Origin of the sequence: Pseudomonas aphyarum (assembly GCF_028657055.1) — a bacterium.
Classification (GTDB): Bacteria; Pseudomonadota; Gammaproteobacteria; order Pseudomonadales; family Pseudomonadaceae; genus Aquipseudomonas; species Aquipseudomonas aphyarum.
Genome location: NZ_JAMDGS010000010.1, coordinates 70,863 through 97,349 on the forward strand (window position 1 = coordinate 70,863; position 26,487 = coordinate 97,349).

The 26,487-nt window shown below is 58.5% G+C and carries 26 protein-coding genes; 15 read left to right on the forward strand and 11 right to left on the reverse strand.

The window, feature by feature from the left end; all coding sequences use genetic code 11:
- Positions 1–11: 11 nt before the first annotated feature.
- Positions 12–242: a hypothetical protein gene (locus M5G18_RS14540; protein WP_011334337.1), complete on the forward strand. Its 231-nt coding sequence runs from the start codon at positions 12–14 to the stop codon at positions 240–242.
- A 2-nt stretch (positions 243–244) separates the two neighbouring features.
- Here M5G18_RS14540 and M5G18_RS14545 read toward each other — a convergent pair whose 3' ends face one another.
- Entirely contained in the window at positions 245–541 is a 297-nt protein-coding gene (locus M5G18_RS14545) for a hypothetical protein (protein ID WP_127798285.1), read from the reverse strand.
- 140 nt (positions 542–681) lie between these two features.
- Entirely contained in the window at positions 682–870 is a 189-nt protein-coding gene (locus M5G18_RS14550; RefSeq protein ID WP_007958936.1) for a hypothetical protein, read from the reverse strand.
- Between the two features lie 247 nt (positions 871–1,117).
- On the opposite strand from M5G18_RS14550, the gene galU reads away from it, so the two are divergent.
- Complete coding sequence (galU, locus tag M5G18_RS14555; protein ID WP_007958937.1) at positions 1,118–1,957, forward strand: UTP--glucose-1-phosphate uridylyltransferase GalU; 840 nt, start codon at positions 1,118–1,120, stop codon at positions 1,955–1,957.
- 129 nt (positions 1,958–2,086) lie between these two features.
- On the forward strand, positions 2,087–3,445 hold the full coding sequence (gene gorA, locus M5G18_RS14560) for a glutathione-disulfide reductase (RefSeq protein ID WP_273899594.1): 1,359 nt from the start codon (positions 2,087–2,089) through the stop codon (positions 3,443–3,445).
- Here the strand turns inward: gorA and M5G18_RS14565 are convergent.
- Positions 3,442–4,446, reverse strand: coding sequence for a DNA-binding protein (locus M5G18_RS14565; protein WP_273899593.1), 1,005 nt, complete (start codon positions 4,444–4,446; stop codon positions 3,442–3,444). The genes gorA and M5G18_RS14565 overlap by 4 nt on opposite strands.
- A 177-nt stretch (positions 4,447–4,623) precedes the next feature.
- On the opposite strand from M5G18_RS14565, the gene M5G18_RS14570 reads away from it, so the two are divergent.
- The 3 genes from M5G18_RS14570 to ahpF all read left to right on the forward strand — a co-directional run bounded on the left by M5G18_RS14570 (position 4,624) and on the right by ahpF (position 7,955).
- Positions 4,624–5,562: a site-specific integrase gene (locus M5G18_RS14570; protein ID WP_129973257.1), complete on the forward strand. Its 939-nt coding sequence runs from the start codon at positions 4,624–4,626 to the stop codon at positions 5,560–5,562.
- 136 nt (positions 5,563–5,698) lie between these two features.
- The gene (gene ahpC, locus M5G18_RS14575; RefSeq protein ID WP_007958941.1) at positions 5,699–6,262 is read left to right on the forward strand and encodes an alkyl hydroperoxide reductase subunit C; all 564 of its coding nucleotides are present in this window, start codon (positions 5,699–5,701) and stop codon (positions 6,260–6,262) included.
- A 130-nt stretch (positions 6,263–6,392) separates the two neighbouring features.
- Entirely contained in the window at positions 6,393–7,955 is a 1,563-nt protein-coding gene (ahpF, locus tag M5G18_RS14580) for an alkyl hydroperoxide reductase subunit F (RefSeq protein WP_273899592.1), read from the forward strand.
- Positions 7,956–8,037: 82 nt separating this feature from the next.
- Here the strand turns inward: ahpF and gloA are convergent, their stop codons facing one another.
- Positions 8,038–8,559: a lactoylglutathione lyase gene (gloA, locus tag M5G18_RS14585; protein WP_065260490.1), complete on the reverse strand. Its 522-nt coding sequence runs from the start codon at positions 8,557–8,559 to the stop codon at positions 8,038–8,040.
- Positions 8,560–8,701: 142 nt separating this feature from the next.
- Between gloA and M5G18_RS14590 the strand changes: the two genes are divergently transcribed.
- Positions 8,702–9,220, forward strand: a complete 519-nt coding sequence (locus M5G18_RS14590) for a DUF4946 domain-containing protein (protein ID WP_007958947.1) — start codon at positions 8,702–8,704, stop codon at positions 9,218–9,220.
- Between the two features lie 207 nt (positions 9,221–9,427).
- Here the strand turns inward: M5G18_RS14590 and M5G18_RS14595 are convergent, their stop codons facing one another.
- The 3 genes from M5G18_RS14595 to M5G18_RS14605 all read right to left on the reverse strand — a co-directional run bounded on the left by M5G18_RS14595 (position 9,428) and on the right by M5G18_RS14605 (position 12,542).
- Positions 9,428–9,793, reverse strand: coding sequence for a histone-like nucleoid-structuring protein, MvaT/MvaU family (locus M5G18_RS14595; protein ID WP_011334329.1), 366 nt, complete (start codon positions 9,791–9,793; stop codon positions 9,428–9,430).
- A 234-nt stretch (positions 9,794–10,027) separates the two neighbouring features.
- On the reverse strand, positions 10,028–11,563 hold the full coding sequence (locus M5G18_RS14600) for an EAL domain-containing protein (protein ID WP_273899590.1): 1,536 nt from the start codon (positions 11,561–11,563) through the stop codon (positions 10,028–10,030).
- A 106-nt stretch (positions 11,564–11,669) separates the two neighbouring features.
- Positions 11,670–12,542 (reverse strand): LysR family transcriptional regulator, encoded by an 873-nt coding sequence (locus M5G18_RS14605; RefSeq protein ID WP_273899589.1) that lies wholly within the window; start codon positions 12,540–12,542, stop codon positions 11,670–11,672.
- Positions 12,543–12,619: 77 nt separating this feature from the next.
- Here M5G18_RS14605 and M5G18_RS14610 point away from each other — a divergent pair, with 77 nt between their 5' ends.
- Positions 12,620–13,567 (forward strand): DMT family transporter, encoded by a 948-nt coding sequence (locus M5G18_RS14610; RefSeq protein WP_273899588.1) that lies wholly within the window; start codon positions 12,620–12,622, stop codon positions 13,565–13,567.
- Between the two features lie 246 nt (positions 13,568–13,813).
- The gene (hppD, locus tag M5G18_RS14615) at positions 13,814–14,890 is read left to right on the forward strand and encodes a 4-hydroxyphenylpyruvate dioxygenase (protein WP_273899587.1); all 1,077 of its coding nucleotides are present in this window, start codon (positions 13,814–13,816) and stop codon (positions 14,888–14,890) included.
- A gap of 63 nt (positions 14,891–14,953) precedes the next feature.
- Here hppD and rarD read toward each other — a convergent pair whose 3' ends face one another.
- Together rarD and M5G18_RS14625 are read right to left on the reverse strand one after the other, a co-directional pair.
- Positions 14,954–15,835 carry an EamA family transporter RarD gene (gene rarD, locus M5G18_RS14620; protein ID WP_127798276.1) on the reverse strand — a complete coding sequence of 294 codons (882 nt, stop codon included), beginning with the start codon at positions 15,833–15,835 and terminating at the stop codon, positions 14,954–14,956.
- Between the two features lie 285 nt (positions 15,836–16,120).
- Positions 16,121–17,134, reverse strand: a complete 1,014-nt coding sequence (locus M5G18_RS14625; protein WP_273899586.1) for an aldo/keto reductase — start codon at positions 17,132–17,134, stop codon at positions 16,121–16,123.
- Positions 17,135–17,345: 211 nt separating this feature from the next.
- Here M5G18_RS14625 and M5G18_RS14630 point away from each other — a divergent pair, with 211 nt between their 5' ends.
- Together M5G18_RS14630 and M5G18_RS14635 are read left to right on the forward strand one after the other, a co-directional pair.
- The gene (locus M5G18_RS14630; RefSeq protein WP_273899585.1) at positions 17,346–17,699 is read left to right on the forward strand and encodes a hypothetical protein; all 354 of its coding nucleotides are present in this window, start codon (positions 17,346–17,348) and stop codon (positions 17,697–17,699) included.
- A gap of 2 nt (positions 17,700–17,701) precedes the next feature.
- Positions 17,702–19,306 carry an OTU domain-containing protein gene (locus tag M5G18_RS14635; RefSeq protein ID WP_273899584.1) on the forward strand — a complete coding sequence of 535 codons (1,605 nt, stop codon included), beginning with the start codon at positions 17,702–17,704 and terminating at the stop codon, positions 19,304–19,306.
- Here the strand turns inward: M5G18_RS14635 and M5G18_RS14640 are convergent.
- The gene (locus M5G18_RS14640; protein ID WP_273899583.1) at positions 19,282–20,211 is read right to left on the reverse strand and encodes a LysR family transcriptional regulator; all 930 of its coding nucleotides are present in this window, start codon (positions 20,209–20,211) and stop codon (positions 19,282–19,284) included. The two genes, M5G18_RS14635 and M5G18_RS14640, sit on opposite strands and share 25 nt — an antisense overlap.
- A 97-nt stretch (positions 20,212–20,308) precedes the next feature.
- Here M5G18_RS14640 and M5G18_RS14645 point away from each other — a divergent pair, with 97 nt between their 5' ends.
- The gene (locus M5G18_RS14645; RefSeq protein ID WP_273899582.1) at positions 20,309–20,674 is read left to right on the forward strand and encodes a VOC family protein; all 366 of its coding nucleotides are present in this window, start codon (positions 20,309–20,311) and stop codon (positions 20,672–20,674) included.
- A gap of 1,328 nt (positions 20,675–22,002) precedes the next feature.
- The gene (locus tag M5G18_RS14650; protein ID WP_273899581.1) at positions 22,003–22,362 is read left to right on the forward strand and encodes a DUF6124 family protein; all 360 of its coding nucleotides are present in this window, start codon (positions 22,003–22,005) and stop codon (positions 22,360–22,362) included.
- 269 nt (positions 22,363–22,631) lie between these two features.
- On the opposite strand, the gene M5G18_RS14655 is transcribed toward M5G18_RS14650, so the two are convergent.
- Positions 22,632–23,942 carry an MFS transporter gene (locus tag M5G18_RS14655; RefSeq protein ID WP_085603380.1) on the reverse strand — a complete coding sequence of 437 codons (1,311 nt, stop codon included), beginning with the start codon at positions 23,940–23,942 and terminating at the stop codon, positions 22,632–22,634.
- A gap of 171 nt (positions 23,943–24,113) precedes the next feature.
- Between M5G18_RS14655 and M5G18_RS14660 the strand changes: the two genes are divergently transcribed.
- Positions 24,114–25,238 carry a sugar diacid recognition domain-containing protein gene (locus M5G18_RS14660; protein ID WP_273899580.1) on the forward strand — a complete coding sequence of 375 codons (1,125 nt, stop codon included), beginning with the start codon at positions 24,114–24,116 and terminating at the stop codon, positions 25,236–25,238.
- 91 nt (positions 25,239–25,329) lie between these two features.
- Positions 25,330–26,469: a glycerate kinase gene (locus tag M5G18_RS14665; protein WP_273899579.1), complete on the forward strand. Its 1,140-nt coding sequence runs from the start codon at positions 25,330–25,332 to the stop codon at positions 26,467–26,469.
- Positions 26,470–26,487 lie beyond the last annotated feature (18 nt).

Below are 26,487 nucleotides of genomic sequence, written 5' to 3' on the forward strand. Positions count from 1 at the left end.
GGGAGAGGTGAATGAAGAGAGAGCAGGTGCGGGAGCGACATAAGGAAGGACTCATTGCGGCGACCCATGTGATCCAGAACCCGGCGAATCCGGGGGAGTGGATCGTGTTTTTCAAGAAAAGCGCCGGTCGCAGTTACTTCCTGGTCGACGATAACGACGAAGTCGAATCCTTCAACCGTCTCGACGACCTGATCGAGGTCGTGCGCGGTCTGGGGATCAAGTTCGCCGAAATTCACATGTAAGGCTACTTACACACCACTACCACGCTGCGGGTTTTGTAGTTGCCGACGTCGACGCCCAGCGTCTTGTCGTCTTCCTTGGGCGCTGGCGTGCCATCAGTCCCGACGATGCGGTAACCGGTTCCGGCGCAGGATGCGTCTGCCTTTTCGTAACAGGTGGCCCAGGAATTGGCTTCGCCGGAGCAGTCGATGCTCAAGCCTTGTTCGCCGTTGTTCAGGTAGGTGGTCTGCGAAGTGGCGCAGCCGGCCAGGGCCGCGAGCGCAATCAGGGGCAGGAAGCTGATGAAGGGGCGGTTGATCATGGCAATGTCGTCTTCGAGGAGGAGGGGGCTAGACGCTATGACAGCGCCGGCATGAAAAGGTTATAGCGATTGGCCACGTCTTTGTGCGCAGTCCAAAAAAAGCCCTGCGCGAAGGCAGGGCCGGGATTCGTCGTTGCGGATCAGTCTTGATCCTTGCCGCGACGCTTCGGTGCAGGAGGCGTGTAATCAAGCACCGCGGCTACTTCAATCGCCATCGCTTCAGTGGGCAACGGACCGGACACATCTTCGCCGTTCGCGGCGGTGATATGCCACTGGCCATCTTTCCCCTTGGCGACGGTGTACCCATTGATGATTTTTGCTGCGGACATCTAACGGCCTCGTTGGCTGGTTCAAAGGCGCCATGATAACGGTAAATGGGCGAATGGGCGCAGCTCGATGAGGTGTTCCGAGATCTTTGGGCTACGCTGATTGCGCAGCCTCTGTGTGCGGATTGAACTATCCGCCAGAATATTTCTCTATGTTGACATCGGTTAGCCAGTGCGGGGCATTGTAAGGTGCACGCCGCCTGATTAGACTGCGCCGAAACTCGTACACACAGCCCTTTCAAGGACTTATATGATCAAGAAATGCTTGTTCCCAGCAGCCGGTTACGGTACTCGCTTCCTCCCAGCGACTAAGGCCATGCCCAAAGAAATGCTGCCGGTGGTAAACAAGCCACTGATCCAGTACGGCGTCGAAGAAGCTCTGGATGCTGGCCTGAACGAAATCTCCATCGTGACCGGTCGTGGCAAGCGCGCCCTGGAAGACCACTTCGACATCAGCTATGAGCTGGAAAACCAGATCAAAGGCACCGACAAGGAAAAATACCTGGTCGGTATCCGCAAGCTGCTGGACGAGTGCTCGTTCTCGTACACCCGTCAGACCGAAATGAAAGGCCTGGGTCACGCGATCCTGACCGGCCGCCCGCTGATCGGTGACGAACCGTTCGCCGTGGTGCTGGCAGACGACCTGTGTGTCAACCTCGAAGGCGACGGCGTGCTGACCCAGATGGTCAAACTGTACAAGCAGTTCCGCTGCTCGATCATCGCCATCCAGGAAGTCGATCCGCAGGAAACCAGCAAGTACGGCGTGATCGCTGGCGAAATGATCCGCGACGACATCTACCGCGTACACAGCATGGTCGAGAAGCCAAAGCCGGAAGATGCACCGTCGAACCTGGCGATCATTGGCCGTTACATCCTGACCCCGGACATCTTCGACCTGATCGAACAGACCGAGCCAGGCAAAGGCGGTGAAATCCAGATTACCGACGCCCTGATGAAACAAGCCCAGAACGGCTGCGTCATGGCCTACAAGTTCAAGGGCAAGCGTTTCGACTGCGGTGGTGCTGAAGGCTACATCGAAGCAACCAACTTCTGCTTCGAGAACTTCTACAAGACTGGCAAGGCTTACTGATAAAGCCTGATCTGCCTGTACGAAAAAGCCACCTTCGGGTGGCTTTTTCATTTTCCGCCCCTATATCGGCAGGAGTGCTTGCCCAACGGACGACGGCGGGTATGCTGATCGCCTGCCGAGGAGATAGAAATGGCCTACGATTTTGACCTTTATGTGATTGGCGCCGGTTCCGGCGGTGTGCGGGCTGCGCGTTTTGCTGCCGGGTTCGGTGCGAAAGTGGCGGTGGCCGAGAGCCGTTATTTGGGCGGTACCTGCGTCAACGTCGGTTGCGTACCGAAAAAACTGTTGGTGTACGGCGCCCACTTTGCCGAAGACTTCGAACAGTCCTCGGGTTTTGGCTGGAGCCTGGGCGAGGCGGATTTCGATTGGGCCACGCTGATTGCCAACAAGGATCGCGAGATCAATCGCCTGAACGGCATTTATCGCAATCTGCTGGTCAACAGCGGCGTGACCCTGCATGAAGCGCACGCAAAAATCGTTGGTCCGCACGAAGTCGAGGTGAACGGCGAGCGCTACACCGCGAAGAATATTCTGATCGCCACCGGTGGCTGGCCGCAGATCCCGGAGATTCCGGGGCATGAGCACGCGATCAGCTCGAACCAGGCGTTCTTCCTCAAAGAATTGCCCAAGCGTGTGCTGGTCGTTGGCGGCGGTTACATCGCCGTCGAATTTGCCGGGATTTTCCATGGCCTGGGCGCCAACACGACGTTGCTGTATCGCGGGGATCTGTTCCTGCGCGGTTTCGACGGTTCGGTGCGTAACCACCTGAAGGAAGAACTGACCAAGCGCGGTCTGGATCTGCAATTCAATGCCGACATTGCCCGTATCGACAAGCAATCGGATGGCAGCCTGAAGGCCACCCTCAAGGACGGCCGCGTACTGGAAGCGGATTGTGTGTTCTACGCCACCGGCCGGCGTCCGATGCTGGACAACCTGGGGCTGGAAAATACCGATGTGCAGCTCGACGACAAAGGCTTCATCAAGGTCGATGAGCAATACCAGACCACCGAGCCATCAATCCTGGCGCTGGGCGATGTCATTGGTCGTGTGCAGTTGACGCCAGTGGCGCTGGCTGAAGGCATGGCGGTGGCGCGACGTCTGTTCAAGCCTGAGCAATACCGTCCGGTGGATTACAAGATGATCCCGACGGCGGTGTTCAGCCTGCCGAATATCGGCACCGTCGGCCTGACCGAAGAAGAGGCGCGGGAAGCGGGTCACGACGTCGTGATCTACGAAAGCCGCTTCCGGCCGATGAAGCTGACCTTGACCGAGTGCCAGGAGCGCACGCTGATGAAGCTGGTGGTCGATGGCAAGTCTGACAAAGTGTTGGGCTGCCACATGGTCGGTCCGGATGCCGGCGAGATCGTGCAGGGTCTGGCGATCGCGTTGAAGGCTGGCGCCACCAAGCGTGATTTCGACGACACCATCGGGGTGCACCCGACGGCGGCCGAAGAATTTGTCACGATGCGTACGCCGGTCGGCGCTTAAGTCTTTTTCGGTTCTGCTGCGTCTGGCGCTGCCGCAACGGTTGTGGCCAGGCGCAGGCTGTCTTGCGCCTTGGTCAACTCCTTCTCCAATGACTGATTGAGCTGCGACTGCTCGTCGACGTTCTGCTTGAGCGTCTGGCTTTCCAGCAGGGCCACGCGCAGGCGTTCCTGGAGGAGGGTGCGCTCGCTGTCGACGCGGGACACTTGCTCCAGCAATTGATCCTGACGCTGATTGCTGTGCTTGAGCTGATCCTGCATCAGGCTCAGTTCGCGCAGGGTGCCGCGATTCTCGGTCAGCAGGCGTTCGTTGTCGCGGTGCAGCTGGGTGATCTCGTCCTGACGTACCAGTGCGCTTTGTTGCGATTGACGCAACTCCATCTGCAACTGCTGAACCTGGGTTTCGTGACGGCTCTGTTCCTGCTCGCGCTGTTCCTTGATGGCGTTGCGGTAGTGTTCAAGCGCATCACGGGCGTGCAGGTGTTTTTCTTCCAGCGAGCGGATCTGCTCGTCCTTGTCCTGCAAGCGCAGTTCAAAATCTGCCAACGCCTGATTCAGCCCGGCGTTGCGGGTCTGTTCGGTCTGCAGCATCGAGCGGGTGTCACTCAGTGCTTCGGATTCCTTGGCCAGCGCGGCGGCCTGTATGTCGTGCTTCTTCTCCAGTTGCGCGTAATCCTGACGAAGCTGATTCAGCTCGTCCTCCAGTGCCTGACGCTGTTGCTCATACTGCTCGCGCGCCTGATCAATCGGCTCCTGCGCCTGTTCTTTCAGGCGTTGGGCAAGGCGCGTGACGAGTGCCAGCAGCTCGTCATCGATGGGTTCTGCCGAAGGATCGGCCGGTTCGCTGCCGTCATCCAGCTCCTTCAGGTAACGATGAATTGTGGTTTTGGAGCCCGTATTGCCCAGCTCTATACGTACTGCGTCGATGCTGGGGTGTTCGCCACGGGCGAGGATCGCTGTGCGCGCGATCTGGACTACTGCTTTGTTAACGCCGCCACGGGCCATATCTGCTCCTACCATTTCGTACTGTGGTACATGCCACTAAAGTACGCAGTGTACCATGTTGAAAATAAAGTGAAACAAGCACCGATAAACGGGCGGGATATACTGGTATTACCCCATGTGAAACCCCTAAAATCGGTTTCCGCAAAAAACCTCAGTACGCCACGAGAAAATCTGCCCATGAGCGATATCGATCGCTATCTGCAAGCCGCCACCCGTGACAACACCCGCCGCAGCTATCGTGCGGCCGTCGAGCATTTCGAAACGGTCTGGGGCGGGTTCCTGCCTGCCACGGCTGACAGCATCGCGCGGTATCTGGTGGCGCATGCCGGCGTGTTGTCGGTCAACACGCTGAAGTTGCGTCTGTCGGCGCTGGCGCAGTGGCACAACAGTCAGGGCTTCGCCGATCCCACCAAGTCGCCGGTGGTGCGCAAAGTGTTCAAGGGCATTCGTGCCCTGCATCCCGCGCAGGAAAAACAGGCCGAGCCACTTCAGCTGCGCGATCTTGAGCAGACCGTCGCCTGGCTTGAGCAGGAAATGAAAGACGCCCGGGAACAACAGGACCGGCCGCTGCTGCTAAGAGCTTGCCGCGACCGCGCCTTGATCCTGCTGGGCTTCTGGCGTGGCTTCCGCAGCGATGAACTGTGTCGGGTGCAGATCGAGCACGTGCAGGCGCATGCCGGCAGCGGCATCACCCTATACCTGCCGCGCAGCAAGGGCGACCGGGAAAACCTCGGTCAGACCTATCAGGCCCCGGCGTTGCTCAAGCTATGTCCGGTGCAGGCTTACATCGAATGGATCACCGAAGCGGCACTGGTGCGAGGCCCGGTATTTCGTGCCGTCGACCGCTGGGGCAATCTGAGCGAGGAGGGCTTGCACGCCAACAGCGTGATTCCGTTGCTGCGTCAGGCCCTGGAGCGAGCCGGTATCTCCGCCGAGCGCTACACCAGCCATTCCCTGCGACGCGGCTTCGCAACGTGGGCCCACCAAAGCGGCTGGGATCTCAAATCGTTGATGAGTTACGTGGGCTGGAAGGATATGAAGTCTGCCATGCGCTATGTTGAAGCGAGCCCCTTTCACGGGATGGCCCGGATTACGGATAAGCCGCTGTCGCCGTAGATATCGTTTTCTTCTATTAATACCCTCAGCTAATAGCGAAAACAAATCAGCAGCATCAGGTTTGCCAATGAGCCATCCGTCGAGTGACTGGGTAGGATTCACCCATCGAATTCACAACCCTGACGGAGAGTCATCAATGCCTATCATCAACAGCCAAGTAAAACCGTTCAAAGCTACCGCGTTCAAAAACGGCGACTTCGTACAAGTCTCGGACGCTGACCTGAAAGGCAAATGGTCCGTAGTGTTCTTCTACCCGGCCGACTTCACCTTCGTTTGCCCAACCGAGCTCGAAGACCTGGCTGACAACTACGCTGCCTTCCAGAAACTGGGCGTAGAGATCTACAGCGTTTCGACCGACACCCACTTTGCCCACGCTGCCTGGCACAACACTTCGCCAGCCATCGGCAAAATCCAGTACACCATGATCGGCGACCCGACTCAGGTCATCTCCCGCAACTTCGACGTGCTGATCGAAGAAGCTGGTCTGGCAGACCGTGGCACCTTCGTGATCAACCCTGAAGGCCAGATCAAAATCGTTGAGCTGAACGATGGCGGCGTTGGCCGTGACGCTTCCGAGCTGCTGCGCAAAATCAAGGCTGCTCAGTACGTTGCCGCTCACCCAGGCGAAGTTTGCCCGGCCAAGTGGAAAGAAGGCGAGGCCACTCTGGCTCCGTCCCTGGACCTGGTCGGCAAGATCTAAGTCTGTGACACACGCAATGCAGGGCGGGACTCCGCACCTACTCAAGTAAGCTGCACCGCCCAATAGAAAAGCCCGGGCGAGATTCGCTCGGGCTTTTTTTCGCCTCAAATAAAGTCAGGAGATCGCCCGTATGTTGGACGCCAATCTTAAAGCCCAGTTGAAATCGTACCTGGAACGGGTCACCCAGCCGATCGAGATCGTTGCTTCACTCGACGACGGTGCGAAATCCCGTGAAATGCTCGACCTGCTGAAAGAAGTTGCCAGTCTTTCGCACCAGATTACCTTGATCGACAGCGGCGACGATGCACGCAAACCGTCGTTCTCGATCAACCGCCCCGGTGCTGATATCAGCCTGCGTTTTGCCGGCATCCCGATGGGCCATGAATTCACTTCGCTGGTGCTGGCTCTGCTGCAAGTCGGCGGCCACCCTTCGAAGGCCAGTGTCGAAGTGATCGAACAGATCCGCTCGCTCAAGGGCGAGTTCACTTTCGAAACTTACTTCTCGCTGTCCTGCCAGAACTGCCCGGACGTCGTTCAGGCACTGAACCTGATGGCCGTGCTGAACCCGAACATCCGCCACGTCGCCATCGACGGCGCGCTGTTCCAGGACGAAGTCAACGATCGCAAGATCATGGCCGTGCCGAGCATCTACCTCAACGGCGAAAATTTCGGCCAGGGCCGCATGGGCCTGGAAGAGATCCTCGCCAAACTCGACACCGGCGCCATCGAGCGCCAGGCCGAGAAAATCAGCGCCAAGCAAGCCTTTGATGTACTGGTGGTTGGCGGTGGCCCGGCCGGTGCGTCGGCGGCGATCTATGCCGCACGTAAAGGCATTCGCACCGGTGTTGCAGCCGAGCGCTTCGGCGGTCAGGTGCTGGACACCATGGCCATCGAGAACTTCATTTCCGTGCAGGAAACCGAAGGCCCGAAACTGGCGACCGCGCTGGAAGAGCACGTCAAACAGTACGACGTCGATATCATGAATCTGCAACGCGCCGACAAGCTGATCCCGGGCAAGAATGGCGAGCTGCATGAAGTCCGCTTCGCCAGCGGCGCGACCCTCAAGGCCAAGAGCGTGATTCTGGCGACCGGCGCGCGGTGGCGTGAAATGAACGTGCCGGGCGAGCAGGAATACCGCAACAAGGGCGTGGCGTACTGCCCGCACTGTGACGGTCCGCTGTTCAAAGGCAAGCGTGTGGCGGTGATTGGCGGCGGTAACTCCGGCGTCGAAGCGGCTATTGACCTGGCGGGTATCGTGTCCCACGTGACCCTGCTGGAGTTCGACGTTCAGTTGCGCGCCGACGCCGTATTGCAACGCAAGCTGCACAGCTTGCCGAACGTTACCGTGATCACCAGTGCACTGACCACTGAAGTCACCGGCGATGGCCAGAAGGTCAACGGTCTGCACTACAAGGATCGCAACACTGACGAGCTGCGCACGGTCGAGCTGGAAGGGATCTTCGTGCAGATCGGCCTGTTGCCCAACACCGATTGGCTCAAAGGCACCATCGAGCTGTCGCCGCGCGGCGAGATCATCGTCGACAACCGCGGTGAAACCTCGATCCCGGGCATCTTCGCTGCCGGTGACGTGACCACCGTGCCGTACAAGCAGATCGTGATCGCGGTGGGCGAGGGCGCCAAGGCTTCCCTCAGCGCTTTCGATCACCTGATCCGCACTTCGGCTCCGGCATAAATCCCGGGCCTGAAAAAAGAAAACCCCCATCAGTGATGATGGGGGTTTTTCTTTGCGGGGTGCTTTCTACCCAGGTTCAGCTTTACAGCGGCGCTGGCTGGATGATCTCGACCCAGTAGCCATCCGGATCCTTGATGAACGCCAGGCTCTTCATGCGGCCGTCGGTCAGGCGCTTCTGGAAGTCGCAGCCCAGTTCTTCAAAGCGTGCGCAGGCAGCGACGATGTCCGGTACCGAGATGCAGATGTGGCCGAAACCGCGCGGGTCGGTGTTGCCGTTGTGGTAGGCGAAATCCGCGTCGTTTTCGGTGCCGTGGTTGTGGGTCAGTTCCAGAATGCCGGGAATCGACTTCATCCACTCGGTGCGTGCAGCGGCGTCGGCCGGGATCTGCGATTTGTCGACCAGGGCGAGGAAGTACAGGCTGAATTCCGCTTCCGGGAAATCACGCTTCTCTACCAGCGAGAAACCCAGTACGCGGGTGTAGAAATCCAGCGATTTGGTGATGTCTTTGACGCGCAGCATGGTGTGGTTGAACACGAAGTTGCGGGTTGCGCTGTCCGGGGTGGCGGTGACGCCAGGGAAGGTGTTCAGTTCTTGCAGGCTCATGGGCCCTCCGTAACAAATTGGGGCGAGTGAATGGGCGCAATGATACGCATGCCTGGCTGCATCGCCAAACCGAAAGCGCGGGCTTGCCCTGCGAGCGGGCGGGCCTCAGACTTTACGGCTCAATCCGCGAGTGCCTCTGGTAATGATCCGACCGTTCAAATCGCTGTTCGTTTTCCTGGGTTTTTCCCTGCTTGCTCTGCCGGCCTTTGCCGAGGCGCCGAGCATCACCTGGCCCGCCGGCTGGGAAGTCGAGGCGCTGCCCGAAACCTCCCCGGAAGTCTCCCGTCAGCGCGCGGTGAAGACTGACGCCGATGGCAATCAGGTGATGGTGATGGAGTTGACGATGACCCGCGTGGAAAGTGGTCATCAGGTCAACTTGCAGGGCGTGTTGCTGGAAATGCGCAAGTCGGTACAGAAAGACTTTTTTCAGAGCGGTTATCAGAGTGTCTGCAACAAGGTTCATGCGAGCACGCTGGGCTCGCTGACCGCGCTTGAGACCACTTGTACGGTGACTGAAAACGGCCGTCATGTGTTGTCGCAAACATTGGTTGCAGCGGTCGAGGCGGATAAGGCTTACGTACTTTCGTATGCCGGACAGGCAGAGGTTTATAAGGCGAGCGGCGACGACATAGTGGCTGCGCGAAACAGCTTGAAATTCTAGTCGTCTGTTCGTGCTAAGCCTGATGTTAGATACCGGAACTGATTAAACATAAAGTTAATCTCCGGCTAACGGGGCAACATTCGGAAGCATAGTTTCAGCGCGACAGCGGTTTGAGACTCAACTTGCCCGCCAGAAAAATCGTTGCATTTGTTAAATATTGTCCGAAAAAAAGCCCTGCATATGCAGGGCTTTCATGTTTGCGAGGGATTAACCGCGCAACCAGGAATCAACGGTGGCTGCACCGTATTGTTCCTTCCAGGCTTTCAGGCCACGGTGGTTGCCACCCTTGGTCTCGATCAGCTCGCCGGTGTGCGGGTTCTGATAGACCTTGACCACGCGAGCACGGCGGGTTTTAGGTGCGGCGGTCGATTGCAGACCGGATTTCGCCGGGTTCGGATCGAGAATGGCGATGATGTCTTTCAGGCCTTTGCCGTAGGTTTTCATCAGCCCCTGGAGCTTTTCTTCGAATTCGATTTCTTTCTTGAGCCCGGCATCGTTCTTCAGCGATTCCAGCTGCTTGAGCTGTTCCTGAAGGGCCTTTTCAGCTGCACGAAATTCAGCGAGTCTGGACAATATCTTTACTCCAATAGTGTGTTTGGCTGATACCAACCGCAAACAAAGCTATAAGCCAAGAGCCTTGAAGCGACTCGGTGATAATGGCTCACCTGCCCATCTTGCAACAGGTAAGAAAAATTGTAGTAGTTAATGCGGCAAGAGTAAATCCTGACTTTTTCTTCATGTAACAACAACGCTGTTTTGTATCAATTTGGTGCGAGCTGTCGGCGAGTCAGGATTTATCCAGAGAAGTTAATGATGAGTTAATGCTTCGATGAAGTCTGCAGCCGGCATCGGTTTGCCGAAAAGGTAGCCCTGCAGAAAGTTGACATGATGAGCGGCCAGGTAATCGCACTGGGCTTGCGTCTCTACACCTTCAGCCACAATGCCCAGATCCAGTTTGGTGGAAAGCTCGATGATGCTGTCCAGAATGTGCCGGGACAGGGCATCTTTATCGATCATGGCGACAAATGTCTGATCGATCTTGAGGAAGTCGACATTGAAGGTCCTCAAGTAGCCGAGGCTTGAGTGACCGGTACCAAAGTCGTCAATCGCGATCTTCACGCCCATTGCACGCAGTTGCGCGAACAGTTGATGGGTGATGTCGGACGGCACGATCAGCTCGCGCTCGGTCAACTCCAGTACCAGGCTGATGCTGCCGGGCTGGAACGCTGACAAAAATTCACGGCAATCCTCAACCAGCTCCAGATCGTGGCAGTGGCTGGCGGTGATGTTGATGCCGATGTGGAACGGCGCGGTAAAGGTCGATGACAGCGGCCCCAGTACGACAGCGGTTTGCTGCATCAAGGCGCGGGTCATCGGCACGATCAACCCTGAGTGTTCGGCAAAGGGTATGAACAGGTCCGGACGCACCAGCCCCTCCTTGGGATGGTTCCAGCGCATCAGCACTTCCGTGCCCGACCAGCGTTTGCTGTCGCCGTGCACCACCGGTTGAAAGTAGGGAATGAATTCTCCCGCCTCCAGCGCTCGCAGCATCTCATGGCTGGGCGATGTGGAGCGCCTCTGCAAGATGTAGCCGATCGCTCCCGATACCGCACCGAAGAACATCAGCAGACTGAACAGCGGCGGATATTCGTCTTTCATGTAGCGCCAGGTTTCGCCTGCCGGAAACGCGGCGCTGACCGTGAACGCGTAGTGCGACGAGTGCAAGGTACTTTGCGCCACGGGCAACGCGGGCAGGGCGCCTTGATGCACTTTGCCGTCGGCGGAGAGCCAGTTGTTGCCGACTTGCAGCAACAACAGCGTGTGCCGGCCGATCAGGCGCAGGATGTTGCTCAGGTGATAGCCGTCCAGCGTGGTCAGTGCGCCGCCGCGACCCTCGCTCAGGCGATACACCAGCAGCGCGGTGTCAGGCGTGACCGGGTTGCCATTCATGAGCCACAACTTGCCTTGGGCGTAGTCGCCCGGATTCACGGCTTCCTTGAAGTCGCCGAACAAGGAGCTGCAATAAAGATTGTCGTCCCACACCAGATTGGTCGAGCGCACAAACGGACGGCGGGTGACTTGCTCTCGCAAGGCCAGTTTGACGGTCTCGCAGGTCTGGCCGGCCAAAGGCAACAGTTCCCGGGCGGCCTGGGCGGTGTTGTCGAGCATCAGTTCGAACTGCCGCAGGGCTTCATCGGCGGTGTGTTGCGAACTCTGCTGAAGGGCGCGTCCGGCCTGCATATAAAGAATCCCGCTGCCGAGTACGATCGGCAGCAGGCCGCACAGCAATGTCACGATAATCCGGGTGCTGCGCTTGCGGCGGGGCCTGACGGTCAGTGGCATGGGCGCATCCTGTCGCGATGGAGTGGGGCTCGTGATGGCAGGCGAAGCGTGCGAGCAAAGCCCAAGGTCTGAGCCCATGATAGATGGCCAATGACAGCTGCGCCGCTCAACGATAATCCAGCCGTGTTGCCAGCTGAATGAATGCCAGCGTGGCGGGTGATGCCTGACGTTGGTCCAGCACCGCCAGACCGACTTGCCGGGTAACGGCAGGGGACAGCGGTCGCTTGACATAGCGCGGGTCGGGATCGAAAGGCAACGATCCTTCGGCCACCACAGTCATCGCATCGCCCCGGCCCACGGTGTCGAGGGTGCTGAGCAGCTGCGAGCAGCGATAGCGGATGTTCGGGCTCAACCGGGCCGCGTTGAACAGACGCGATACCAGCTCCGACGAACCGGCCTCGGTCAGCACGAACGGATCATTGCACAGGTCTTTAAGGCTCACTGATTCATGCGTCGCCAACGGGTGACCGAGCGGAAGCAGGGCGACCATCTGATCTTCGATCAGGGCAAACGTGTCGAAGCGCTCCTCGGTCAGCACCACAAAACCGATGTCGATCCGCCGCTCCTCCAGCCACTGAATCACTTGCCGATCCGGGCCTTCGTCGATGTGCACTTCGATCCCCGGATGCGCCTCGCGATACTGCTGAAGAATCCGCGGCAACAACTTGATCGAGGACGTCGGGCCGAACGAGCCGATGCGCAGCGTGCCGCGTTTCATGCCGCGCGCATCCGCCGCCTCTTGGCGCAAGGTGTTAGCCAGCCCGAGCATCGCCCGCGCCCGCAAAAGCAGTTGCTCGCCGATGTCGCTCAGTTCCACTTGCGATTGGTGGCGACGCAGCAGCTCGACGCCCAGTTCCTGTTCCAGCGACTTCAAGGCGTGAGACACCGCTGACTGGGAAATCCCCAGACGATGGGCGGCGAGGGTGAAGCCGCGCAGTTCGGCCACCAGCGAGAAGATTTCGAGTTGGGTCAGGGTCATGAGTAAAGACTCATTTTACGATGATGAGGAATCAATCGAATGATACGTCATCCGTCAGTCTCATCGTTGGGAGCGTTATGAGTTGTCATGAACTTGATCGTCCGGCCACTTCGGACATGCCCGTCTACCTGAACCTGGCCCTGGTCACCATGATCTGGGGCGGAACGTGGGTGGCCGGGCGGTTTCTGGCCGGTAGCCTGAGCCCGGTGTTTGCTGCCAGCCTGCGGTTTCTGCTGGCCAGCGTGGCGTTGCTCGGGTTTCTGCGGCTGGCGCGGGTTGCGTTGGCGCGGCCCACGCCCCGGCAATGGCTGCAACTGACGCTGTTGGGGTTCTTCGGGATTTTCTTCTACAACCTGTGCTTCTTTTACGGGTTGCAATACATCAACGCTTCCCGGGCTTCGTTGATCGTGGCGCTGAATCCGGCGGTAATCGGTCTCGCGTCATGGCTGCTGTTCAAGGAGCGGCTGAGTCGATTGAAGGTGACCGGCATCGCAATCTGCATCGGCGGGGCGGGGGTGGTGATCGTCAGTCGCAATCCGCAACTGCTGAGCGAAACGCCAGACGCATGGATTGGCGACCTGCTGATCCTCGGCTGCGTTTTGAGCTGGGGCGTCTATTCGCTGTTCTCCCGCAGCCTCAACCAGAGCATCGGCCCGGTGCAGACCGTGAGCTTTTCGATTCTGCTGGGCACCCTGATGTTATGGGCGCTGGCCCTGAGCCGTGGCGAAGTGGATGTTGCAGCGCTGGCGGCACTTGGCACGCGCCAATGGCTGAGCCTGGCCTATCTGGGCGTACTCGGTTCGGCGCTGGCCTATATCGGTTACTACGATGGCATCCGCAAAATCGGCGCCACGCGCTCCGGCGTGTTCATTGCGCTCAACCCGCTGACCGCCGTGCTGGCCGGTGCAATCCTCCTGGGCGAACAGCTGACGCTGGCCATGTGTATGGGCGGCGTGCTGATTCTGGTGGGCATCTGGCTGTGCAACAAACCTCTTGCACCGGGCCGAAAAAAGCGGATTTTATAGAGAGGGCAGACAACCCTATTTACGCTGTGTAGAATCGGGTTACGCATACAATAATAATCGTCTTCTGGCAGCAGAAGCCTCGCCCGCAAGAGCCTTGGGTCGACAATGAAGATATTCGGGTTTCAACTGATCTACGGTGACTTCCTCGCCCGCAGTGTGCGTGGCATCTCCTGTGCGCCACCCACCGGTCTCAGCATTACTGACAAATAACTCTGGTTAATTGATAAGAATGATGAGGCGCCAACCATGGCAGATTTATACGAAAACCCAATGGGCCTGATGGGCTTCGAGTTCATCGAGTTCGCATCGCCGACGCCTGGCACCCTGGAGCCGATCTTCGAGATCATGGGCTTCACCAAGGTCGCGACCCACCGTTCCAAGAACGTGCACCTGTATCGCCAGGGCGCGATCAACCTGATCCTCAACAACGAACCCCACAGCGTTGCTTCGTACTTCGCGGCCGAACACGGCCCGTCTGTTTGCGGCATGGCGTTCCGGGTCAAGGACTCGCAAAAAGCCTACAGCCGCGCACTGGAACTCGGCGCCCAGCCGATCCACATCGAAACCGGCCCGATGGAGCTGAACCTGCCGGCGATCAAAGGCATTGGCGGCGCGCCGCTGTACCTGATCGACCGTTTCGGCGAAGGCAGCTCGATCTATGACATCGACTTCGTGTTCCTGGAAGGCGTCGACCGCAACCCGGTCGGTGCCGGCCTGAAGATCATCGATCACCTGACCCACAACGTGTATCGCGGCCGCATGGCCTACTGGGCGAACTTCTACGAGAAGCTGTTCAACTTCCGCGAGATCCGCTACTTCGACATCAAAGGTGAATACACCGGCCTGACCTCGAAAGCGATGACCGCGCCGGACGGCATGATCCGCATCCCGCTCAACGAAGAATCGTCGAAGGGCGCCGGGCAGATCGAAGAGTTCCTGATGCAGTTCAATGGCGAGGGCATCCAGCACGTGGCGTTCCTCACCGACGACCTGGTCAAGACCTGGGATCAGTTGAAGAAGATCGGCATGCGCTTCATGACCGCGCCGCCGGACACCTATTACGAAATGCTCGAAGGCCGCCTGCCGAACCACGGCGAGCCGGTCGATCAACTGCAATCGCGCGGCATCCTGCTCGACGGTGCGTCGGATAAAGAAGACAAGCGTCTGCTGCTGCAGATCTTCTCGGAAACCCTGATGGGCCCGGTGTTCTTCGAATTCATCCAGCGCAAGGGCGACGATGGTTTCGGCGAAGGCAACTTCAAGGCACTGTTCGAATCGATCGAGCGTGACCAGGTGCGTCGTGGCGTACTCGCTACCGAGTAATCCGCATCAGATGTAAAAAAGCCCGGCCTGTAGAAATGCAGGCCGGGCTTTTTATTGCGCGTCTTATGGGCGCCGTTGGCGCATCAGATGCTTGAAGCCTTCAAACACCAGCACTACCACCGCGAGCCAGATCGGGATGTAGGTCAGCCATTCACCGGGTTTGATGCTTTCACCGAGCAGCAGCGCCACACCGAGCAACAGCACCGGCTCAACGTAACTCAACAAACCAAACAGACTGAACGGCAGCAAACGGCTGGCGATGATGTACACCACCAGCGCCGACGCACTGATCAGACCGAGCAGCGGAATCAGCCATGTCAGCGCAGGATACTGATCGAACACCCCGAAACCCTGTTCACCGCCGCGCACAAACCAGTACGCCACCGGCAGCATCAAAGTCATGTCGACCCACAAACCGCCGAGGTTGTCGGTCTTGAGGTATTTGCGCAGCACGAAGTACAGCGGGTAGCCGACGACCACCACCAGCGTCGCCCAGGAAAACCCGCCGACCTGATACAACTCGTTCAGCACGCCGAGGCTGGCAAAAAACACCGCGACTTTTTGCAGGTACGACAGGCTTTCGCCATAAGCGATGCGTCCGGTCAGGACCATGGCCAGCGGCAACAGGAAGTAGCCCAGCGACACATCAAGGCTGTAGCCGTTGAGCGGCGCCCACATGAACAGCCACAACTGCACGCCCAGCAACGCTGACGAGAGGATCAGACCGCCGATCAACTTCGGCAACGCAGGGACCCGGCGCAGCAGCTCGAGCACCCGCCGCCATTCGCCGGACAACAACATGAACACGGTCATGCAGGGCACGGTCAGCAGCATCCGCCAACCGAAGATTTCCACGCCGCTCAATGGGGTGAGCAGCGAGGTGTAGTAATACATGACGGCAAACAGCGTCGATGCTGTCACCGATAGAGCGATACCTTTAGACAAACTGTCCTCGCGGGGGTGATGGTGAAACGGGGCGCGCAGGATACGTGGTTTTTGTGCTGAATATTGGCCAGATGGTCATTATTTTCAACAGATCCAAAAGCCCCTCACCCCAGCCCTCTCCCAGAGGGAGAGGGAGCCGACCGAGGTGTCTCAGGAAATCCGTCGACCTGAAAAGGCCAGTTGATTATGGATTCAACACAACAGCTTCAGGCAAAAGCTTAGCTTCAATATTCCCCAATCGGTTCCCTCTCCCTCCGGGAGAGGGCTAGGGTGAGGGCTACGGTCTCAAGCCGAGCGCGATTTCCGCCCCGACACAAAATGACTCACATCATTAAACCCCGGCGTAGACGCATGCCCCGGCGTCACCAGCGAGTCGATAAACGCCTCATCCTCCGCCGTAATCTTCACCGCCTGCGCCTTGGTGTACGCATCCCACTGTTCCTCAGTACGCGGCCCGACAATCGCCGACGTCACCGCGCCGTTGTTCAGCACCCAGGCAATCGCAAACTCGACAATCCCGACCCCACGCTCCTGGGTGTATTGCTGAATCTGCTGGGCAATGCGCAACGACTCCACCCGCCATTCGGTTTCCAGAATCCGTTTGTCCTGACGCCCGGCGCGGCTGTTGGCGTCCGGGGTTACGTCCGGTGCGTACTTGCCGCTCAGCACGCCACGGGCCAGCGGGCTGTACGGCACCACGCCGAGGCCGTAAGTCTGGGCGGCGGTGATCTGCTCGGTTTCGGCCTGACGGTTGACGATGTTGTACAGCGGCTGGCTGATCACCGGGCGATCGACGCCCAGTTTGTCCGCCACGCGAATCACCTCGGCAATCCGCCAGCCGCGATAGTTCGACAGGCCCCAATAACGGATCTTGCCCTGACGAATCAGATCGCCAACCGCCGAGATCGTCACTTCCAGCGGGGTGTTGTGGTCTTCGCGGTGCAGGTAATAGATGTCGAGGTAGTCGGTGCCGAGCCGGGTCAGGCTGGCCTCCAGACCATTGAAGATGTGTTTGCGGCTCAAACCGCTGCGGTTCGGCACGCCGTCCACCGGGCCGAAACCGACCTTGGTCGCCAGCACCCATTCATGCCGATGACGGGCGATGGCCTCGCCGACGATCTCTTCCGAGCGGCCGTTGGTGTAGACGTCCGCGGTGTCGATGAAATTGATGCCCTGATCCCAGGCCTTGTCGATGATGCGCAGCGAGTCTTCTGCGCTGGTCTGCTCGCCGAACATCATCGTGCCGAGGGTGAGGGTGGACACCTGCAACCCCGAGTGACCCAGTGTGCGATAGCTCATGCCGAAATCCTTTTGTCGGTGGGAAAACTCCAATCAAATACCAGAAGCGTCGCGAAGGGCAATGGGAAAGACTGAACGTGATGCCCGCCTGGAAATATTTCAAACCTTGCACGGCACAACAATTTGGATTGTCTATGCTCCGCACCGTTGATCATCAGCATTAAGCAGTGAGCAGGGAGCCGCACATGCCTTATCCAGGGAAGTTTTGAACATGATCAAGATCCGAAGAGAGCAGATTGAAGTGCTTGAACGCGCACAGCAGCAAGCGTTCGGCGAGACAGTGGTGGAGTTTTTCCATCAGGAACATCCGGTCCGCTGCGCGCAGCGTGGCCGCCGAGACGTCATCCACCTCGTGGAAAAATTCACCCCGCGCGTCGTCATGCATGGGATTTCCTCACAAGTGGAGGTCGTGACCGTGCTGGAAACACTGCTGCTAAGCCGGTTGAATCTGAACTCCCGCTTCGATGCCGAGACCATTGATGCAGTCTTCGCTAAGAGCGGTCACACCTTCGATGATCTCAACGATGGCTTGCGGGCCGTGTTGACGTTTGCGTCGGAGGGATAGGGATGTCGGATTTCCTCGAAAAATTTAACAATTATTGCAGTTCTTTGAAGCCGCCCATGGAGCTGGAGAAGTTGTACTTAGACAAGCTGAGAGCGCTTCGCGCCAGCAATGCAGTTTCATTGGCCACACTGGAACAAATGCTCGTCTCAGGGACCGCTGATCTCGTTTACCGCTACACGCAGTTTCATTGCAGTCTTGCCAGGGACCCGGTTGGCGAGACAGCAGAGAAAAAGAAAAATAACCACAAAGTCCCGACCAAGAAGGGAGGGATGGTTGGCGAGGATGTCGAAAACCGCTGGACTAATGAAAACGCTGACAAACGGACGTTCATTGACGAAGCGTTGGCCCGAGCTGAATTTAAACGCTTGTACACGATCATCGAACGCACCACGATCGCGGTCCTGATTGCAACGATGAAGCGCCATCATTTGCAAGGGCCTCCACACCAGGCGTTTCAAGAATATCTATCGGAGAGATGGGCTGACGAATTCTCCCACGACTTCGATCGGATGCGGGTGCATTCGAGCCATTTGGGGCTGACCCCGGTGTTCGCTCATGGACCGCTGACTGGCAACTCTGTACTGGCCGGGATGATAGACCTCACTGAAAATCACGCCGACAGCTGGCATCTGTACGTGTTCAACGTGTGCCTGATCAAGGTGGCGGACACTGAAGCGCAAAAGATTCCGAACGCGCCAGATCGCATGTTTCTGGTGACGCAGAACAATCGGTCCTGCTTTACCCACGGTGTCAGTCAGGTACCGCCACTGGTGTTCAAGCTGCTATCTGACCAAGACGACCTCACCGCCAACTTTCGCAAAGTCAAAATGTTTTTTGGCAAAACGCTTTCCTCTGTCGAAGCCTGCGAGGACAGTCCCAACACGGTGAATCCCCCCGACAAAGCAATAATGAGCCTTAAAGACGCCGCAGCGGCGAATGTTTCAACTTGTATAACTCATCTCTGGGGGGCGCACCGCAAAAAAGATCCCGAAGCGATTAAAGCGATCGGCCGCGCCCCGGCTTTTACCCATGCATGTCTTGAAAAGACGACGGACGCGACGTTTACCAAAGGAAACAAGTCCTATCAGGTACGTGTGCCGTGTGGGCTTTACCAGCATGGTGGCCCGGATACCCTCGGTGCGCTCGCCGATCTGGAGAGGCAGTGGAAAATCGATCCCGAACGGTATCCACCCGTGGTAGATGACTTGCTGGTCGAGCGGGTCGCCGATGATGGCCACTGCATGTTTTCCGCTATCGGTCTCAGAGTGGGCCAAAGCGGCCGCCAGTTGCGCGAGCTGGCTGCCAGACATATCAGCGAAAATCGGGGTCTGATTGCGCATCAACAGAACCAGGATCAGTACATCAACGATCTGCGGAACACGGAAGGGAACATTCTTTGGGGTGGAGAGCCGGAACTGCGCGCGCTGGCTCGGGAACTGAATCGGGCTATCGTGATTCACCAAGACGGTCAGGACAACATCAGGATATTGCCTGGCGGACATGGGGAACATGGGGAACCGTCTGCCGACGATATCCATATTTACTATTGCTCGACGGAGGGTAGAGGCGGGCAACTGAATCATTACAACGGTTTGCGTGAGCCCTGACGGTCGGCAATGTCGAGCGCTCGGCAACGCACCCGCAAGAACGCCTGCAACACCTTGACCCGCTCCGAGACTTGCACCCGGTGCGGGCACAGCAGATTGAACGGCACACTCTCGCCTTGCCAGTCATCGAACAGCGTCACCAGCCGCCCGGCGCGGACGTCTTCGGCGACGTCGAGCCAGGCCTTGTAGGCGATCCCGTGCCCGGCGAGCGCCCAGCGGCGAGCGACTTCGCCGTCGTCGCTGAGGTAGTCGCCGCGTACTTCGACCTCGACGGTTTCGTCGTCGCGATGGAAACGCCAGGTGTTATAGGGCCGACCGTTGCGCAGGTAGAGCAGGGCGCTGTGCTCGCTCAATTCGGCAGGATTTTGCGGTGTGCCCTGGCGCTCCAGATACGTGGGGCTGGCGCAGGCGACACGACGATGCTCAGGCAGAATCGGCAACGCCACCAGCGTCGAATCACTCGGCACACCAAAGCGCAACGCCACATCTACGGTTTCGCGAAACAGATCCGCATGCCGGTCGTTGAGCAGCAATTGCAGCTGAATGTGCGGGTGCTCGCGCTTGAAATCGTCCAGCCAAGGCAGCAACACATTGCGCCCGAAATCCGACGGTGCCGCCAGTTGCAGCACGCCGCTCAGGCCTTCGGTCTGCTGCTTCAGCGCCTGCTCTCCCTCGGCCAGGGTGGCCAGGGCCAGACGCACGCTTTCCAGATAGCGTCGGCCTTCTTCGGTCAGGCGCATGCTGCGGGTCGAGCGGGCGAAGAGGCGGATACCGAGGCGGGTTTCCAGACGTTTCAGCGCGATGCTGGCGGCAGCCGGAGTCAGCTCCAGAGTTCGGGCGGCGGCGGAGATGCTGCCGGAGTCGGCGGTGCGAACGAAGATTTCCAGATCGAGGATTGAGCTCATTAGTAAAAATCCGTTGAAGATCCTTGGCGTTTTGCGGGATTTTTCCCGGATTGGCAAGCGCGGATACTGGAATTCTGAATAACCGCAGGAGACAGACATGACGTGGACATTTGATCATCTGGCCTTCAACACGGGTGACGGTCAGGCGCTGCAGGATGCTTTTGGTGGGTTACTGGGGCTGACGCCGGGGCGTCGGCCGCCATTTCCGTTTCCCGGGCGTTGGTTGTATCAGGATGCAGAGGCGTTGGTGCATGTGATTGAGCAGCCTTCGTTTGAGGACGCTGCTTTGAGCCATATTGCGTTTCGTACGGATGAAGATGCGGCGGTGGTTTTGAAGCGGGTGCAGGGGAGTGGGTTGCCGTATCAGGTGGCGCAGGTGCCCGAGGATGGGGTTTGGCAGATTTTTGTGCAGATGCCGGGCGGGTTGGTGCTTGAGCTGGATGCGAAAACGGAGGTTTTGTGAAATTAAGCCACCACTTGTTTCACTCTAATATTTTTCACAATTAGCATTTTGTCCTTTGATTCTTGAGGTTTTCAGCTTAATTAGCGCGCTTGGCTATAAACGAGGCTTGGTTATTCAAAAAAGCACTTGGAGACTGTCAGAACTGACAGTGGAAATTCGCTCCGCGACACGTCAGGATTTATTCAAGTGCCAAGAGCTATTCATATCGGTATTGAACCCGGCATCACACATTGAAAATTGACTTCATTGAAAAAAAGAAGCAAGCCCACGTCGATGTACATCGTAAAAGGAATGCATCATGACCGTCACACAGAATCAGCCACCTGCACCACTTCCGACGTCCCCATCGATTCCCCTAACAACAGCTCTTAGTACTACTACCCCTCCTTTGTTTCCGCCAGCGGTACCAAACGTCGCCCCAGCACCGGTGCTGGACTCCTCGGGTCGTGTTGTTCAACACCCAATACCGGCTACTGCCAGGAATGGGCAAACTATAACTATTTATTTGTCAAATGCGGCCAACGCCCAGCTCTGGACTCTTTACAGTGTGACACTAGATCAAAATTTGTTGTCAGTTATGTACAAGGATCAGAACGGTGTATTCAAGTGGTGGGGGTTGTGGGATGCGCTGAAAAATAACCAAGTCCCACCAGGGACCTATGACATAAAAGTCACATACTGGACTTCTCCAACTTCGGTAGCAATCGTTTCGCTGCCGTTACCTATTACATATTCTTGATTAAAGCAAAAAGCCAGAGTGGGGAGCTGAGCAGAACAGCACGACAAGGTCATAATTAAAGATGCTGGTGAAGTCTAGTCACATTGACAATTAATTAGTGGAAATAAGAAACCTGTCTTTCTGGGGGATGTGGAAACCAGGCAATCTGCCCGATGTAAAAAATGCTCCGTATTTAAAGATGCGGAGCATTTTCGTCATGGGCTGCACAGTGACAGCTTTATTTTTCGGAATTTTTTGTGCGTTTAAGTCTGGTGTTTAAGTGACACGTCCAGACACGCCTCCCAGGCTACACAACCTTGCGCCGTTGCCTACGACTAAGCCAGAATCCGCCGGCTTGTGCGCTCAAGGGCCGGGTTTTATCGTTATCTCGTCGCTGAAAAGAACAGCGATCGGGTTTGGTAGCCCGGGTCTTTAAGTGCAGAGTGCTCCATTTTGTAGAGTCTTTTGTCTCTGTTTTATGGTGGTCATTCGCAGGGCACCTTCGGGTGCGCCGTTTCTCCTAAGGCCCGGTCTACCAACCTGCGTCTGGCCACCACCATCGTTTGGTAGCGAGAGTGGTGGCTCCAATAAGTGCCTTAGGAGTTTCACCATGATCAAACCAACACCCAACCCACCCGAAACCGACACCACTTCGCCCTACGAAACCCTCGACTCCAAGACATTCCACGAAGCCGCCGAGCGCGCCCTCGATCATTACCTCAATCCGCTGCTCCCCAGAAAACCGCTGCTCAAACCCAACACTCGTTACCTCATCGCCCCCGGCATCGACAGCGAAGAGTTGTTGGCCGACGCCTCTGAAACCCTGACCTGCGCCAAAACCATGGCCACTGACTTCGCCGGGCTGGTGGATGGCTCGCAGCGGCATGTGCTGCTGGGTATCGCGCAACTGATCATGCTGAGTGAACTGGCGGTGAACAGGGCGCTGGATAATCTGGAAGTAGGAAGCTGAAAATCAAAAGCGCCCTCACCCCAGCCCTCTCCCGGAGGGAGAGGGAGAGGGAGCCTACCGAGGGGTTCTCACGAAATACATCGACCTGAAATGTCGAGTCGAACTCCGATTTTGAAAAGCACCCAGATCGGCTCCCTTTCCCCCTCGCCCCCCTGGGGGAGAGGGCTGGGGTGAGGGGGTGACGTTTGCAGCGACACTGCAAAACAGAAGTCATACGCCCAGAATAAAAAACGGCCCGTAATGGGCCGTTTCTGTATTTCGACTAAGGCTTAAGCCCGCAGCGTCCGCGTCATCCGCAACGCCAGCAAACTCCCGCCAACAATCACCCCCGCCAGCAGATACAACGCCGCATCCGTCGACCCGGTGCTGTCCTTGACCCAACCCACAAGGTAAGGGCTCAGGAACCCGGCCATCTGCCCCATCGAGTTGATCAACGCCAACCCACCCGCCGCAGCACCTGCGCTCAGCATGGCAGTCGGCACCGGCCAGAACATCGGCAAACCAGTCAACGCGCCCATGGTCGCAATGGTCAGACCGAGAATCGCAATCGCCGGATTCGCCGCGAAGTTCACCGCAATCAGCAGGCCGACAGCGCCCATCAACATCGGCACCACCAAATGCCAGCGACGTTCCTTACGCAAGTCCGCCGAACGCCCGACCACCAGCATGAACACCGCCGCCAGCAGGTACGGAATCGCGCTCAACCAGCCAATCACCAGGTTGTCGCTGAAGCCGAGGTTCTTGATGATCGACGGCAGCCAGAAGTTGATCGCGTACACGCCGCTCTGGATGCAGAAGTAGATCAGGCCGAAGGCCCAGATGGCCGGATTCTTGAACACGGCAATCAACGAATCGGAAGTGGTTTTCGGTTTGTTCGCCAGGTCTTCCGCCTGATCCGCTTCCAGCACCGAGCGCTCATGCGGGGTCAGCCACTTGGCGTTGGCGAAGTTATCGCTGAGCAGGAAGTAGGCGAGGGCGCCCAGCACGACAGTCGGAATGCCTTGCAGCAGGAACATCCACTGCCAGCCGGCGAGGCCACCCTGGCCGGCGGCAAAGTGATTGAGGATCCAGCCGGAGAACGGGCTGCCGAGCAGGCCCGACACCGGGATCGCCGACATGAACAGTGCCATGATCCGGCCACGGCGGAACGTCGGGAACCACTGCGAGAGGTAGAGCACAACGCCCGGGAAGAACCCGGCTTCAGCCGCGCCAGTGAACAGGCGCAGGGTGTAGAACTCGGTCGGCGTGGTGACGAACAGCAGGCAGGTCGACAGCGTGCCCCAGGTGATCATCATCAGCGCGATCCAGCGCCGTGGGCCGAACTTGGTCAGCGCCAGGTTGCTCGGTACGCCGCACAGCACGTAGCCGATGAAGAAGATACCGGCACCGAGGCCGTACACGGTTTCGCTGAATTTCAGCGCGTCGAGCATCTGCAGTTTGGCGAATCCAACGTTGACCCGGTCGAGGTAGTTGAACAGGTAGCAGATGAAGATGAAGGGGATCAAACGCAGGGTGATGCGTTTGTAGACGGCATTTTTATCGTCATCGATGGTCTGGGCGGCAGCGGCGCTCTGCGACATGGCGGCTCTCTCTTTATTATGATTTTTTGCGATGCAAAGGGTAACGTTGATCGCCCTGAGAGTCTCGGCCACCTTTGGCCGGATTGTCTTTGTGCCTGAGCACAGGGTTTGTTGCCAGACCCTGTGCGGGTGAACAACCGTCCGCGCCTGTTTTCAAGGATTCAAGCCCCTATGTTCGAACTCGATCACGACCTCGCCCAGGACATCGTCGACCGGGCCATGGCCATTTTGCCGTACAACGTCAACGTCATGGACAGCCAGGGCTTGATCCTGGGCAGTGGCGAGCCGGAGCGGATCAACACCCGTCACGAAGGCGCGCAACTGGTGCTGGCCAACGGGCGGGTGGTGGAGATCGACGCGCAGACCGCCGTGCATTTGAAGGGCGTGCAGCCGGGGATCAATCTGCCGCTGCTGCTGGATCAGCGTTTGATCGGCGTGCTCGGCATTACCGGCGAGCCCGAGCAACTGCGCACTTACGCCGAACTGGTGCGCATGACCGCCGAGATGCTGGTCGGCCAACGCAACCAGCAATCCGAGCAGCAATGGCGGCGGCAGCGTTGCGATGACTTGCTCGCGCTGCTGTTGAGTGAAGCGGGGGATTCGCCAAGGCTGGTCGACGAGGCTCAACAGCTTGGGCTCAAACCACAACTGACACGAGTGCCGTATCTGTTCGAGTTGGGCCTGGAACACGGACCGGGGCAAACCGTCGAGGCGCTGAGTGCCTGGCTGATGACGCGCTATCCCGACAGTTGGTGCGTAAGTTCGGCCAAGTCGTCACTGCTGTGGTGCCGGCCGGCGAGCCAGAACATCGAGCATGATCGCCTGCTGGAAAAACTCGATGGCCTGGGCTGGAACATCCTGCGTATCGCCGTCGGCGGGCAGGCCGATGGGCTGGCCGGGTTGCGCCGCTGCTATCGACGGGTCGGCGATCTGCTCGCTTACGGCCGCGAAGTGCTGCCGCGTTCACGGCTGCTGACCCTCAATCGCTATCGCTTGCCAGTGATGCTCTGGCGCCATCGCAACGACGATGCGCTGGATGAACTGCTCAAACCGTTGCGCAAGGTCATCGCAAAGGACAGTAACGGCCAGTTGCTCGCGACCCTGCGCAGCTGGTGCGATCACGACGGCCAGAGCCAGGCCTGCGCCGATGCCTTAGGGATTCACCGCAACAGCCTGCGTTACCGGATGGAGCGGATTGCCGAGTTGAGCGGTGTCGATCCGCTGAAACTCGATGGCATGCTGGCGCTGTATCTGGGTGTGCAATTGCTGCCGCAGACCGACGATTTGTCGAAATGAACAATAAACGCCTACCCAACTTGTGCAGCGGACAGGCGTCAACGCGCAAGGCGACTGGCAGCATGAGGGGCATTGGAACTGGAGAATTCGCATGAAAATCGTCATCGCCCCCGATTCGTTCAAGGACAGCCTGAGTGCCCAAGGCGTTGCAGAAGCCATCGCGCTGGGCCTGGCGCAGGTCTGGCCGCAGGCGACGCTGGTCAAATGCCCGATGGCCGACGGTGGCGAAGGCACGGTGGAGTCGATTCTCGCCGCGTGCGAAGGCGAACTGCGTCGCACCCGTGTGCGCGGCCCGTTGGGTGCAGCGGTCGAAGCCGCGTGGGGCTGGCTGCCGCACAACCACACCGCAATCATCGAAATGGCCGAGGCCAGTGGCTTGCAACTGGTGCCGCCGGGGCAGCGTGATGCGTGCATCAGCAGCACGTTCGGCACCGGTGAACTGATTCGCGCTGCGCTGGATGCCGGCGCACAACGCGTCATTCTGGCCATCGGCGGCAGCGCCACCAACGACGGCGGCGCCGGCGCGATGCAGGCGCTCGGCGTGAAGCTGCTGGATGCTCAAGGGCAATCATTGGTGCCGGGCGGTCTGGCTCTGGCGCAACTCGCACGTCTGGACTTGAGCGAATTCGACCCGCGTCTGGCGCACGTCCGCTTCGACATCGCCGCCGACGTCAATAATCCACTGTGCGGCCCCCACGGTGCATCGTCGATTTTCGGCCCGCAGAAGGGCGCATCACCGGCGCAGGTGCAACAACTGGATCAGGCTCTTGGCCACTTCGCCGAACTCTGCGCGCAAGCGCTGGGCAACGATGTTCGCGATGAACCGGGCAGCGGCGCGGCAGGCGGACTGGGTTTTGCCGCCAAGGCGTTTCTCGGCGCACGCTTCCAGGCCGGTGTCGAAGTCGTCGCGGAACTGGTCGGACTGGCCGACGCGGTGAAGGGCGCGGATCTGGTCATCACCGGAGAAGGGCGCTTCGATGCCCAGACCCTGCGCGGCAAAACTCCGTTCGGTGTCGCGCGGATCGCCAAGCAACACGGCGTGCCGGTGATCGTCATCGCCGGCACCTTGGGCGAGGGCTATCAGGAACTCTACGATCACGGCATCGACGCCGCCTTCGCCGTCACCAGCGGCCCGATGTCCCTCGAACAGGCCTGCGCCGAAGCACCACGTTTATTGCGCGAGCGTGCCACGGATATCGCTCGCGTCTGGCGCATGGCATCCCCGGCCTGACCTGTCGCCCATCATCTA